Raw genomic sequence first — 13,505 nt, forward strand, 5'->3', positions numbered from 1 at the left:
GGGCCGAGGTTCGTGACGTAGCGCCCGACCAAGCTGTTACCTGCTCAAGATTCCGTCAAACACGCCGCTGTTCGGAATGAGAAATCCCGGCAACCAGTCGACGGACGCTCAGGTCGTGATCACGCGGATGTTCCAGGCCTTCAAGTCGCTTGTGACCGCCGGCCGCGCTTCGTTCGCGGCTGCGGCAGCGATGTTTGTTGCCTGCGTGGTGACCGGAGCCTGTCATGCTCCGGCGCCGCCGCAACCGCTCTCCGCAGCGCCCATCCGCCTCGCCACCTATCTATGGCCGGGCAGCTACTGGATCGATGTCGCGTGGGAAAAAGGCTGGTTCAACGACGCCGGCTTGAATGTCGAACGGGTCGACGTGAATCTCAAATACTTCCAGTCGATGGAGAAGGTGAATTCCGGCGAGCTGCAAGGCATGGGCTTCACCGAGTACGACCTGGTGCGGCACGTGACCGCAGGCAACGATCTGGTGGGCATCATCGCCATCGATTATTCCGAGGCGGCTGAGGCGCTGATCGCCAAGCCCAACATCCGCCGACTGCAGGATCTGCGCGGTAAGAAGATCGCTCTGCATCGAGGCACCTACCTGGAATATCTGTTGTCGGTGGTCGCCGAGCGCGATCATCTGGCTCTCGATGAGTTCGACCTGCTGGACATGAACGGCGACGACGCCATCAAAGCATTCACCGCGGGCACCATCGACGCCGTGCTGGTCTGGGAGCCGTTTGTGACCGACGCCAAGGCCGCCGGCGGCGTCCAGATCTTCTCCGCCGCGGACTTTCCCGGCCTCACCTACTCTGTATTCACGTTGCGACGGGATTTCATCGAGCAACATCCGCGTGAAGTGGAAGCGCTGGCGCAAGTCTGGAAGCGCGCTGAACGTTACATCCGCGAGCATCCGGATGAGTCCTGCGCCATCGTCGCGCGACTGGCGAACGAGCCGCTGCCGTACGTGCAAGGTTTGTTGAGCACCGATCGGACACTCGGGCTCGCTGATAACAGTCGAGCGTTCTCGTACGCTGCGGGCTTCGAATCGTTGCATGGCTCGTGGCGCCGGATGAACGATTTCATGTTGAATCGCGGCCTGGTCACGCGCCGCGTGGACAGCCCGGCGCACCTGGATTCGCGCTTCATCCGGGCACTCGAGTGAGCTTGCGGCAATGACGCTCACCCGAAAAATTCTCACCGCCCTGTTGGGAATGACGGCGATATCGCTGGCCGTCGCGGTCGGCGCGTTGTATCCCATGATGAAGCTGCACACCGAGCAGCTGGTGGCCGCCCGCTTTCAAGACAGCCTCGTTCCTACCGCACGTGCCGTCGACAATCTGCTTCTGGATGCCGTGCGTGGCATGTATCTGCTGGTTGACGACCCGGTCATTCACAAAGACACGCGCTCCCAAATGACAGCGCGGCTACAGAACTTCACCTACGTCTATCCCTACATGCGGCGGATTTATCTGACCAACCTGCAGGGCCAGGTGGTGTCTTCCTCGGATGCGACCGACGTCGGCCATTCGGTGTTCGAGTTCACCGCTGGACTGCGCGCGAATTTCGCAAGTGTCGTGCAACGTCCGGTCGGTTCAGCGGAGCTCGTGAGTCTCACACACGAGCGTGACGCGGATGATTCCGCGTTCTATCTCATGATCACCGTGCGCGATGCCAACAATCACGTAGGCGGCGTGATGGTCGCCGAACTGCTGGATGCGCCGTTCGAGGAGATGTTACGCGATATCAGCAAACGAGCCTCGGCCGAACGACAGGCCTACTTGATCGAGCTCGACGGCGACAAGCTGCTCGGCTCGCATGCCTCGGGCGATGACAAGCCGCTGCGATCGGTGCTCAAAGCGAATCCGACCTTGCTGGAACGGATGGCCCGCGACGACGCCGGGTGGGCGCTCATTAGAAACACGGATGTGCCTATGCTCGTCGCGTTCACCCGACTGCCGACGTATGGCGCCAATCGCGCAGGCGGCTGGCGCGTCGTCACCGTCGCCAACTATGCGGACGTGATCGCGCCGTTGCGCGGGATGTTTTTCCAAATTGCAGGGCTCGTCGCACTGGCGCTCGTCTTCTGCGCGGCCGCGGCCATCTTCATCGCTCGTCGCACAGCGCGGCCCATCGTCAATCTCACCCAGGTCGTGCGACGAATCGCCGCGGGCGAGTCATCGGCGCGGGCGATGGTGATCGGTCGCGATGAGTCCACCGAGCTGGCCCGCGCCTTCAACGAAATGGCCGACACGCTTCAGAGCAAGACGATCGCGCTCGAAGCCGAGATGACCGAGCGAGCGAAGCGAGCCGAGGAGCTGCGCCGGACCAGCGTGCTCGAAGCGGAGATCGCCGAGCGCGAACGACAGGCGGAGGAACTGCACCAGGCGCGCGTGACCGCCGAATCGGCGAGCCGAGCCAAGAGCGACTTCCTGGCCAACATGAGCCACGAGATTCGCACGCCCATGAACGGCGTGCTCGGCTTCACCAACCTGCTGCTCGACACCGAGCTCGACAAGGATCAGCGCGAGCACGTGCAGATCATTCGCCACTCGGCCGAATCGTTGCTCCACGTGATCAACGACATTCTGGATTTCTCCAAGGTCGAAGCTGGCAAGTTGCGCGTGGAGATGATTCCGTTCGATCTCGCCCGCGCCGCGGAGGAAGTCGCGGAGCTCCTTGCGCATCAGGCGCATGCGAAAGGCCTCGAGATCGGCATCCGGGTCGCGCCCGATGTGCCGGCCATGCTCGAAGGCGATCCAGGTCGCGTGCGTCAGGTGTTGTTGAATCTCGTCGGCAACGCCATCAAGTTCACTCGCAGCGGTCATGTGCTCATCGAGGTGGATCGCATCGTCGGCGAGTCTGGCGCGGCGTTCATTCGCTGTGCCGTCACCGATACCGGCATCGGTATCCCGCAGGAAAAACAGCCGCTGCTGTTCCAGCAATTCTCACAAGCCGACTCGTCGACGACGCGCGAATTCGGCGGCACCGGCCTGGGCCTGGTCATCGGCAAGCGCCTGGTGGAACTGATGGGCGGTCAGATCGGCTTCAGCAGTGCGCTCGGCAAAGGCTCGCAATTCTGGTTCAGCCTGCCGGCGCCTGCGAGCGACACGCCGACTGTCTCGTGCGGCGATGCCTCGTTCCTATCCCGACTTCGCATCCTCGTGGTCGACGATGACGAGTTGAATCGTCGCTTGCTGAGCGAACAGCTGCAGCTGTGGGGCGTGGATCACGCCTGCGCCGATTCCGGGCAGATCGCGCTCTCGATGCTCCAGTCAGCTCATAACGCGGGACGCGCTTATGACATCGCGCTGATCGATTTCATGATGCCGCAGATGGATGGTCTGGATCTCGCGCTTCATATCAAGCGTCACGCGGACCTGGGCGATACCGCGATGATCATGCTCATCTCCAGCAGTCAGCGATCGGCTGCAGAGGCTTGCGTCGCCGCCGGTTGCACGGTGCTGTTGAGCAAACCCGTCGTTCGCCCCGCTCAACTGCTCGATGCCCTGCGCGCCGCCTGGCGGGTCGAGCCCACGGCCACCGCCCCGCCCTCCGATGGCGATCAAACCGCCAAGTTGCCCATCATTGGCGCAGAAGCGATCGAGGAACATGGCACCGCTCGCGTGCTGGTCGCTGAAGACAACGCGGTCAACCGCCTGCTGGTGAAGCGCATGTTTGAGAAGCTTGGCTGCCGGATCGATCTCGCTTGCAACGGACGCGAGGCGGTCGAGATGGCGAGGCAATTGCACTACGACGTGATTTTCATGGACTGCTTCATGCCGGAGCTGGACGGTTACAGCGCCTCTCGCGAGATCCGTGCGCTCGAACAGGATCGGCGCGTGCCGATCATCGCGCTCACGGCAAACGCCATGGCCGACGACCGTGCCAAATGCATTGCTGCCGGAATGGACGATTTCCTCAGCAAGCCGGTGAGCGTGGAGGATATTCGCAAGGCGCTCCAACGCTGGGTTTACGACGGCCGCCCGGCGCGGCCCGCCGGGCATTCCTCGGCCGCGTAGTGCCCCGTTCGCGTCGGCGTCCTGCCGACCCGAGGCCATGAAAAAAGGGCCTCTTATTCGCCCCTCGATGGAACCGCGTAAGTACAACCGCTGTTGTGCTGGTAGCTCACGAACAGGCGATAACTAGGATTCTGATGCCGCCGTCCGCCGCGCCCTCCAACCCTCTCACCTTCAACAATGGCAGTGAACTGGGCCGCCAGGTCAGTGCCTTCGATTGGTCCCAGACCCCGCTCGGTCCGCTCGAACATTGGCCGCAGAGCCTGCGAACGGCGGTCAGCCTGGTGCTCGACTCCCGTCATCCGATGTGGATGAGCTGGGGACCGCGCGCCACTTTTCTGTACAACGACGCCTACGTTCAGGTGCTCGGCCCCGCCAAGCATCCCGGCGCGTTGGGCCGTCCCGCCGAGGAGGTATGGGCTGAGATCTGGGATGTGTGCGGGCCGCTCGCCGACAAGGTGTTTCAGCATGGCGAGGCGAGCTTTGTGGACGACGTGCAGTTGTTCATGAGCCGCGGCGATTTCCTCGAAGAAACGTACTACTCGTTCTCTTACAGTCCGATTCGCGACGAGACCGGCCGCGTCGCCGGCCTGTTCTGCCCGAGCGCCGAGACCACACACAAAGTGCTCAACGCCCGCCGGCTGCGCACGTTGTCGGAACTTGCGGCTAAAGCACTGGTGGAACGCTCAGTGGACGCCGCCTGCACCTCGGCGATCGACACGCTCGCGAAAAATCCGGACGACGTACCGTTTGCCCTGCTCTACTGGATCGATCCCGTGCATCGCCGGGCCGTCCTCAATCGCAGCGCCGGGGTCGCGAGTGACGACGAAGAATGCGCGGCACCGGTGTTGGATCTCGATGCCGAGAGCGCGATGTGGCCGGTGCAAGAGGTGGTGGAAACCTGCCAACCTCAATCCGTCCGTATCGAGCCTTGCAAGTCGCTGCCGCTGGGGCCTGCCGGACGTCCCATCGTCGAAGCGGTGCTGGTGCCGGTCATGTCTGGCGGTCAGGATCAGCCCACCGCGGTATTGATCGGTGGCGTGAATCCCACTCGCCGTCTGGACGAGGAATACCGCACGTTCTTCAACCTGATCGCGAGTCACGTCGCCACCGCGATTCACAACGCCCGCGCCGTCGAAGAAGAACGTGACCGTCTACACAAGCTGGCGGAGCTGGATCGCGCCAAGACCGCGTTCTTCTCCAACGTCAGTCACGAGTTCCGCACGCCGCTCACGCTGATGATGGGGCCGCTGGAAGATGCACTCGCCGACGCGGACGCCTCGCTGCCTGCGGCACAGAAGGAACGTTTGCAGACTGCGCATCGCAACTCGCTGCGACTGTTGCGGCTGGTGAATACGCTGCTGGATTTTTCGCGCATCGAAGCGGGCCGCACGAAGGCGAAGTTTCAGCCGGTCGATCTTGCGATGCTGACCGCGGAGCTGGCGTCCACGTTCCGTTCGGCACTCGCTCGCGCGTCGCTCGAGCTCATCGTCGACTGCTCGCCCTTGCCCGAGCCCGTCTTCGTCGATCGGGAGATGTGGGAAAAGATCGTTCTGAACCTGCTGTCCAATGCATTCAAGTTCACGTTCGAGGGCGGCGTTCGAGTGCGCCTGCGTGCCACTCCGCAAGGCGCGGAGCTGACCGTGAAAGACACCGGCGTCGGCGTGCCGCCCGAAGAATTGCCGAAGCTGTTCGAGCGTTTCCATCGCATCGAGGGACAGAAGAGTCGCACGCACGAAGGCAGCGGCATTGGCCTGGCATTGATCATGGAACTGGTGCGCCTTCATCACGGCAAGATCCACGCGGAAAGCCGCGTGAACGAAGGCACGACCTTTACGGTCATCGTGCCTTTCGGCTCACACCATCTGCCGGCCGATCAGATTTACGACGCGAGCGCCGAGCGCAGCGGCGACGGTGAACGCTCGCGGGCCTTCGTGCAGGAAGCGTTGACGTGGCTATCGAATGACGGCGTGGGTTTACAGGAATATCACGACGATGCCGCGAGCGATGACCTCGCGCAGGTCGAAGGCTCCCGGTTGCTGCTGGCGGATGACAATGCCGACATGCGCCAGTACGTGTCGCGACTACTGAGCAAACATTTGCAAGTCAAAGCCGTCTCCGACGGTGCCGCCGCCCTCGCCTCGATTCGCGCCCATCGGCCGGACCTGGTGCTGACCGACGTGATGATGCCCGAGCTCGACGGCTTCGGTTTACTGAAAGCGATTCGCGAAGATCCGCAGCTGCGCGATCTGCCCGTCATCATGTTGTCGGCACGCGCCGGCGAAGAAGCCCGGATCGAAGGACTGGATGCCGGCGCCGACGATTATCTCATCAAACCTTTCTCGGCCCGCGAGCTGACCGCACGCGTGCATGCCAACCTCAAGCTCGCGAACGTGCGCAGGGAGAGCATGGCGGCGCTGGCGGAGAGCGAGCAGCGCTTCCGGAACATGGCGGAAAGCTCGCCGGTGATGATGTGGATCACTGGCGCCGACGGTCAGTGCGCTTATCTCAACAAGGGCTGGTACGACTTCACCGGGCAATCCGAGGCGGAAGGGCTGGGCCTCGGGTGGACCGACGCCATTCATCCCGAGGATCGTGAGGCGGCAAGACGCGCCTTCATGGAATCGAGCACGGGGCACAAAGGATTTCGCATCGAATACCGCCTGCGCCGGCGCGACGGCGAATATCGATGGGCCATCGACGCCGCCTCGCCCCGCCTGAACGGCGCAGGCCAATTCCTAGGTTATATCGGCTCGGTGATCGACATCACCGAGCGCAAGCAGGCCGAAGAGGCATTGTTGAATCTCAACGAGACGCTCAAGCAACGCGTCGAGGCCGAGATCGAAGCTCGCGGCGATGCCGAGAAAGCGTTACGTCAGGCGCAGAAGATGGAGTCGCTCGGCCAGCTCACCGGCGGCATCGCACACGACTTCAACAACATGTTGAACGTGGTCATCGGCAACCTCGACATGCTGTTGCGACGTCTGGCGCGCGGCGACTCGAATGTGCAGCGGTTTGCTTCCTTCGCGTTGGACGGCGCCTCGCGTGCCGCTCAACTAACCGAGCGCCTGCTCGCCTTCGCACGCCAGCAGCCGCTGCGGCCCGAGCCGATCAATGCAAACAAACTGGTCGCGGGCATGTCCGACCTGCTGCATCGGACGCTCGGTGAAACGATTCGTACCGAGACCGTGCTCGCAGGCGGACTCTGGAAGCTGCACACGGACGCCAATCAGCTGGAAAGCGCGATCCTGAATCTCGCCGTCAACGCTCGCGACGCCATGCCCCACGGCGGCAAGCTCACGGTCGAGACCGGCAATGCGCATCTGGACGATGTTTACGCCGCTCAGCACGCCGGCATCCCGCAAGGTCAGTATGTGATGATCGCGGTCTCCGATACCGGCTGCGGCATGTCGGCCGATGTGATCCAGAAAGCGTTCGATCCGTTCTTCACCACCAAATCCGTCGGCAAAGGCACGGGCCTGGGCTTGAGTCAGGTGCACGGCTTCGTGCATCAGTCCGGCGGCCACGTGAAGATCTACAGCGAAGTCGGCCAAGGCACGACGGTGAAAATCTATCTGCCGCGCTTCTACGGCCCGTCGGAAGAGATTCTGGCCAATGCCCGCTTCACACCGGCGCTGTCGGGCGCAGGCACCACCATTCTGGTGGTCGAGGATGAAGAGAGCGTGCGTCACGTGAGCGTCGAAGCGCTCAACGAGCTGGGCTATAACGTGCTGGAAGCGAACGGCGCGGCGGCGGCGCTACAGCTGCTCGATCAGCATCCGGAGATCAGCATCATGTTCACCGATGTGGTGATGCCGGAGATCAACGGCCGCATGCTGGCGGACGAAGCGCGCCAGCGGCGACCGAATCTGAAAGTGCTGTTTACGACCGGTTATACGCGCAACGCCATCGTGCACAACGGCGTGCTCGATCCCGGCGTGCATTTGATCGGCAAGCCGTTCAACCTGGAACAGCTCGCCCGCAAACTGGCCGAAATCAAAGACGCTTGATGTCCACCGGCGCTTCGACGAGCGGACCGGGCGACGTCACCGTGCCGAGATAAACGATCGCGACGATGTGATCTTCCGGCGCCAGCCCGCAGAGTGCTTTGACGCCCGCATCGTAGGCGGCCGCGCCTGTCTTCCACTGTGCGCCGAACCCGAGCTGCTGTGCGGCCAGCAGCATGTTCTGCACCGCTGCGGCCGTGGCACACACCTGCTCGATCTCAGGAATCTTGCCCTTGCTGATCTTCGCGCCGACCAGGATGACGACCGGCGCCCGCATGGCTTTGGCTTTCTCGGCATCCAGATGCTCCTGCGGCGAGCCCGGCACGCGCGTGCGCAGAGAATTCGCCATCGCTTCGCCGAGCTTTTCGCGAGCGGCACCTTCCAGCACGGTGAAGCGCCAGGGACGCAGCCGTCCATGATCCGGCGCACGCGTGCCGGCCCGAATGATCTGCTCCACCTGCGCAGCGCTAGGCGCCGGCGCCGCGAGCTTCAACGGCGACGTCCGCGACTGAATACCTTCCAGCAAATCCATCGTCTGTCCTCTCAAAGCGCGCGGACTTGCATGGCCAGATGCAAGCGGTCGCCCTTCATCGTGCACATCGAAATATCGGCGCCGCCCGGCACCGCCCAGGTGCGAGCCAGCGCCTGCGAAGGAATGTAGACCGGCAGCTTGAACTGCGTGTCGATCTGAATTTTCATGTTCGGAATATGCGGCGCGGCTGCGGCCAGGCACCGGCCCATGGACCACATGCCATGCGCGACCGCCTGCTTGAAGCCGAACATCTGCGCGGTACGCGCGGTCAGGTGAATCGGATTGAAATCGCCGGACACGCGCGCGTAACGCCAGCCGGTGTTGTCCGCGACTTCGACCGAGTCGGTGTGCGTGCCCGTCTCCGGATGATTCGAGCGCTCGATCACCGGACGCTTGCTGCCCTCTTTCGGGCCCGACGTGCCGCGAGCAAACATCGTGCTGATCTCTTCCCACACCAGCACGCCGTTCTGCTCGTAGCTGGTGGTGAAGTCATATTCCTGGCCGAAGTCGGTCAGCCGCATGGTGTCGAAATACACGCGCTGACGCAGCGGTGCGCGCTCATCGACCGGCGCGAGCACGCGGATCGTATTACGCAGATGGATCAGGCCCAGCACCTTCACCGGGAAGTTCTTCACGACGAACAGCTGCATGTGCAGCGGCATGGCGAGCACGTGCAGATAGGCCGGCGGCAACCCGGTCGCCGAAGCCGGCACGGCACACACTTCGCGATAGCTGCGCAGATGCGACGCCGACAGCACGACCTTGCGCGCTTCGAGCTCGACCGGCTCGATCACCGTGCCTTCGGGCGCGCTGTACGGCTTCTTGCCGAGCAGCACACGCGCGTACGCAGGCACCATCGAAGGGCGGCGGGCATAAGAAATCTTGGTCGGTGCTGACATCAATGAGCGATCGAACGAGCTTAAAGGGCAATGACGGTGGCGAGGCTCAAGGCACGACGCGGTCGATGATGATAGTCAACGGCCCGCTGTTCTTGCCGAATTCATATTCGGCCTCGCCATAGTAGTCTCCGCTTTGCTGCTGAGGCGCGCCCGAGCGCGACAACCGTGCAACAACTACCACCTTCGGCACGGTGGCAATGGAGCGGGACGGAATCATCGCATCCCTTTCGGAGAGTGTCACATTCAACGGCAGCGAGTCGGAACTGTGCCGCTGCACGGCAAGTGGCGGCCCGCCGGCACTCGGGTCCCGAGCCAGGATAAAGAGCGGCAAGGGGCCGCTGAGCTGCTGGCGCAGTTGCGGTGACAAAGAGACGGATACTTGTATTGCACGGCCTGCGGCCGGCACTGCGGAGGGTTGAGCCGTTTGAGCGGGAGGTGCTGCCCCTTCACCGGAAGCCGCCAACTGCTCATCGAGGTCCTGGATCTGCCGGGCCAGCACACCGCGGATTTCTTCGGGGGGATTCTGCGCCATGAGCATCTGCAGGCGGTCCCGCCCCAGGCGCAAGTTGCCCTGGCGCAAGGCCGCCACACCGCCGTACCAGAGCGCCTTGGGATGATTCGGCGCCATGGTCAGCGCCTGATCGAAGAGCTGGCCGGCCCGCCCCGTCAGCGAGGCTTCATCGGTCAGCGCCAGCGCTTCGCCAAGCCCGATGAGCACTTCGACGTTCTGGCCCTTCGACAGGTCATACGCCTGCTGAAACGCATCGGCCGCGCGCGGATAGCGGCTCATCGCCACATACGAGCGACCGAGCATGATCCAGCCATCGAGGTTGTCCGGATTCTGCTTGAGCTTCTCTTCCAGCCCGCTGACAGCCTGCTCTATGTTGGCCGCTTGCGTGGTCTCGATCTGCACCGCCTTCCAGTCCCAGTTGCTGAGACCGGCGTACATGACAATGGCAAGCACCGGTACCAGCAGCGCCACAGCGATCCCGGAGAACCGGCGTTCGGAACGATAGGACGCGAGCTCCGTCGAGTCGCCCGTTTTCGGAGCGCGCACCAGAGGCAACACCATCCACAACAGCGCCGCCACCAGCATGGCGACGCAGACGATGATAAAAGCGGTCACGAGTCACCCAGGCCCGGATCGTCGGGATCGGTGTCAGAGAGCTTGGATTTGCGCGAGATCACGATGGCCGCCGTGATGCCGCCACCAATCACCAGCAATGCCGGCGCCGCCCAGAGCAGCCAGGTGCGCGGCGACACCGGCGGCTTGTACAGCACATAGTCGCCGTATCGATCCGTCATGTACTGCATGATCTCCTTATCGCTCTTGCCGGCCGCCATCAGCTCACGCAGCTGCCGGCGCAGATCGGTCGCGAGTTGCGCGTTGGAATCGGCAATGCTCTCGCTACGGCACTGGAGGCATCGCAGTTCACGAGCCAGATGCTCGTAACGCGCTTGCATCTCCGGATCGTCGAACGCGGGCGCGCGATCGATGGCAAACGCCTGCAAGCCGAACAAAATGAGGGTCGCGGTCAATAACAGCTGTTTCATGGCGACACCGCCCTCGCCTGCGGCAACAGCGGCACGAACTCCTGTTCCCAGATCTCCACCGTGAGGGGCGCGACATGTTTCTTGATGACCTTGCCGTTCGCATCGATCAGGAAGGTTTCAGGCGCGCCGTACACGCCCCAATCGATGCCGACGCGACCTTCGCCATCGAAGGCGTTCACGACGTAGGGATTACCCAGCTGTTGTAGCCAGTTCAGCGCCGCCGGGCGCTCGTCGTTGTAGTTCAAGCCGACGATCGGTACTTCGCCTCGACGTGCGATTTCCAGCAAGGCCCCGTGCTCTTGCCGACAGCCCACGCACCAGGAGCCCCAGACGTTCAGCACATAGGGTTTGCCGGCGAACTCGGTGTTCGAGAAAGTTTTCGTAGGATCGTCCAGGCGCGTCAGCTCGAAAATCGGCGCGGGCTTGCCGATCAGCGGCGACGGCAACGTCTCTTTGTCCCGGCCCAGGCCGAAATACAAAAAGCCGACGAGCACAGCGAACAGTCCGATAGGAACGAGATATTTAAGCATGCGGTCGCGGGCTCAGGCCGTCTTCGCGCCGGCTGCGGCAGCGGCGCCTTCATCGACGGTCACGCGCTTGCGATAGCGCCGGTCGCAGATGGCGATCAATCCGCCGAGCGCCATGATCGCCGCGCCCAACCAGATGAATCGAACCATCGGCTTGTACTGCAGGCGCACGCTCCAGGCGTTGTCGCCCAGCGGCTCGCCCATGGCGACGAACAGATCGCGATTCCAGTGCGCATCGATGCCGGCTTCGGTCATGGCGTTCTTCTGCACGCGATAGACCCGCTTCTGCGGATGCACGACCGCCACTTGCTTGCCGTCGCGCGTGATCACCACTTCGCTCTGAATGGCTTCGTAGTTGGGACCTTTGACGTCGCTCAGCTGAGTCATGGTAAAGGTGAAGCCCGCATGCTCGGTCGACTGTCCCGGCTTCAGGCTCAGGTCGGTCTCTTGCTTGTACGATTCCACCGTGGTCGCGCCGACGATGAACATCGCGAGACCAAAGTGCGCGACGCTCATACCGATGATGCTCGCCGGCAGCGAATGCCCCTTACGCCAGCGGCTGATCGGATCGACCAACGCGGCACCCGCCACCCAGAACGCCGCCGTCAGACCGACGACGGTCATCACTGACTTCCAGCCATACACGCCCGCGGACACGACGAGCGCCAACACGATCGCGACAATCAACAGCACGCCGAGAATTTTCTTGGTCGACTCGAAGGATGTCTTCTTCCACGCCGCGTGCATCCCCGGCGCGAGCAGGAACACCATCGGCAGCATCGGCACGAGGAACATCGCTTCGAAGTACGGCGGCCCCACGGACACTTTGTCGAGCCCGAACGCATCCATGAACATCGGATAGGTCGTGCCGATCAAGATCACCGCGGTCGCACCCACCAACAGAATGTTGTTGAAGAGCAGGAACGACTCACGCGACACCGGCGAGAAACCCGCCTTCGAACGAAACAACGGCGCCCGCCAGGCATACAGACCCAAGGCCCCGCCGACGCATACGCCGAGGAACGACAGGATGAACAAGCCGCGGCCCGGATCGCTCGCAAACGCATGCACCGATTCGATCACGCCGGAGCGGACCAGGAACGTGCCGAGCAACGACAGCGAGAACGCCGTGATCGACAGCAACAACGTCCAGCTCTTGAACAAGCCGCGCTTCTCAGTCACTGCCAACGAATGAATCAGCGCCGTGCCGATGAGCCACGGCATGAACGACGCGTTCTCCACCGGATCCCAGAACCACCAGCCGCCCCAACCGAGCTCGTAGTACGCCCACCAGCTACCGAGTGCGATCCCGCAGGTCAGAAACATCCAGGCAACCGTCGCCCACGGACGCACCCAACGCGCCCACATCGAATCGAGCTTGCCTTCGAGCATCGCCGCGACGGCGAACGCGAACGGCACGGAGAAGCCGACGTAACCGATGTAGAGCATCGGCGGATGAATCGCCAACGCAGGATCCTGCAACAGCGGATTCAAATCGCGGCCATCGGGCGCAGCCGGCCACAAGCGCAGGAACGGATTCGAGGTCAGCAGAATGAACAGCGCGAAGCCGGCGCCGATCACGCCCAACACGCCGAGCACGCGACTCGTCATCTGTTGAGGCATGTTGCCGCTGAATGCCGCGACCCCGAGCGCCCAGGTCGCCTGCACCAGCAACCACAACAACAATGAGCCTTCGTGCGCGCCCCACACGGCGGCGAATCGATAGAACGTCGGCAGCTCCGAATTGGAGTTCTGCGCGACGTACAGCACCGAGAAATCGTTCTGATAGAAAACGTACGAGAGGCAGGCGAACGAGAACAGCGTGAACACCCACTGCCCCGCGACCGCACGATTGGCGAGCGCGATCCAGTGCGGACGACGCCAGTGCGCGCCCATCAAACCGAAAAAGGCCTGAGGCAGCGCCAGGCAGAACGCCAGGATCAGCGCGAAGTGTCCGAGTTCGGCGGCCATGTCAC

Annotated in this window: 9 protein-coding genes; 3 read left to right on the forward strand and 6 right to left on the reverse strand. The window is 62.9% G+C overall.

From position 1 onward, the window contains the following. Positions 1-76 precede the first annotated feature (76 nt). The 3 genes from ACFPN2_RS00720 to ACFPN2_RS00730 all read left to right on the forward strand — a co-directional run bounded on the left by ACFPN2_RS00720 (position 77) and on the right by ACFPN2_RS00730 (position 8,020). Positions 77-1,156 (forward strand): ABC transporter substrate-binding protein, encoded by a 1,080-nt coding sequence (locus tag ACFPN2_RS00720; protein WP_380593989.1) that lies wholly within the window; start codon positions 77-79, stop codon positions 1,154-1,156. Positions 1,157-1,166: 10 nt separating this feature from the next. Then, positions 1,167-4,013 carry a hybrid sensor histidine kinase/response regulator gene (locus ACFPN2_RS00725; RefSeq protein WP_380593991.1) on the forward strand — a complete coding sequence of 949 codons (2,847 nt, stop codon included), beginning with the start codon at positions 1,167-1,169 and terminating at the stop codon, positions 4,011-4,013. 134 nt (positions 4,014-4,147) lie between these two features. Then, entirely contained in the window at positions 4,148-8,020 is a 3,873-nt protein-coding gene (locus ACFPN2_RS00730; protein WP_380593993.1) for an ATP-binding protein, read from the forward strand. On the opposite strand, the gene ACFPN2_RS00735 is transcribed toward ACFPN2_RS00730, so the two are convergent. From ACFPN2_RS00735 to ACFPN2_RS00760, 6 genes are read right to left on the reverse strand one after another with little or no spacing between them, the layout of a single operon-like run. Then, positions 8,007-8,549 (reverse strand): nitroreductase family protein, encoded by a 543-nt coding sequence (locus ACFPN2_RS00735; RefSeq protein WP_380593995.1) that lies wholly within the window; start codon positions 8,547-8,549, stop codon positions 8,007-8,009. The two genes, ACFPN2_RS00730 and ACFPN2_RS00735, sit on opposite strands and share 14 nt — an antisense overlap. An 11-nt stretch (positions 8,550-8,560) precedes the next feature. Further along, positions 8,561-9,448 carry a MaoC family dehydratase gene (locus tag ACFPN2_RS00740; RefSeq protein ID WP_380593997.1) on the reverse strand — a complete coding sequence of 296 codons (888 nt, stop codon included), beginning with the start codon at positions 9,446-9,448 and terminating at the stop codon, positions 8,561-8,563. Between the two features lie 46 nt (positions 9,449-9,494). Further along, positions 9,495-10,574, reverse strand: a complete 1,080-nt coding sequence (locus ACFPN2_RS00745) for a tetratricopeptide repeat protein (RefSeq protein WP_380593999.1) — start codon at positions 10,572-10,574, stop codon at positions 9,495-9,497. Continuing rightward, complete coding sequence (locus tag ACFPN2_RS00750; RefSeq protein WP_380594001.1) at positions 10,571-11,002, reverse strand: cytochrome c-type biogenesis protein; 432 nt, start codon at positions 11,000-11,002, stop codon at positions 10,571-10,573. Before ACFPN2_RS00750 ends, ACFPN2_RS00745 begins: the two co-directional genes overlap by 4 nt. Then, complete coding sequence (locus ACFPN2_RS00755; RefSeq protein WP_380594003.1) at positions 10,999-11,532, reverse strand: DsbE family thiol:disulfide interchange protein; 534 nt, start codon at positions 11,530-11,532, stop codon at positions 10,999-11,001. The genes ACFPN2_RS00750 and ACFPN2_RS00755 overlap by 4 nt, the downstream gene beginning before the upstream one ends. A gap of 12 nt (positions 11,533-11,544) precedes the next feature. Beyond that, positions 11,545-13,500, reverse strand: coding sequence for a heme lyase CcmF/NrfE family subunit (locus ACFPN2_RS00760; protein WP_380594005.1), 1,956 nt, complete (start codon positions 13,498-13,500; stop codon positions 11,545-11,547). Positions 13,501-13,505 lie beyond the last annotated feature (5 nt).

The sequence above is a fragment of the Steroidobacter flavus genome (genome assembly GCF_042651805.1).
In the GTDB taxonomy this organism is placed as follows: domain Bacteria; phylum Pseudomonadota; class Gammaproteobacteria; order Steroidobacterales; family Steroidobacteraceae; genus Steroidobacter; species Steroidobacter flavus.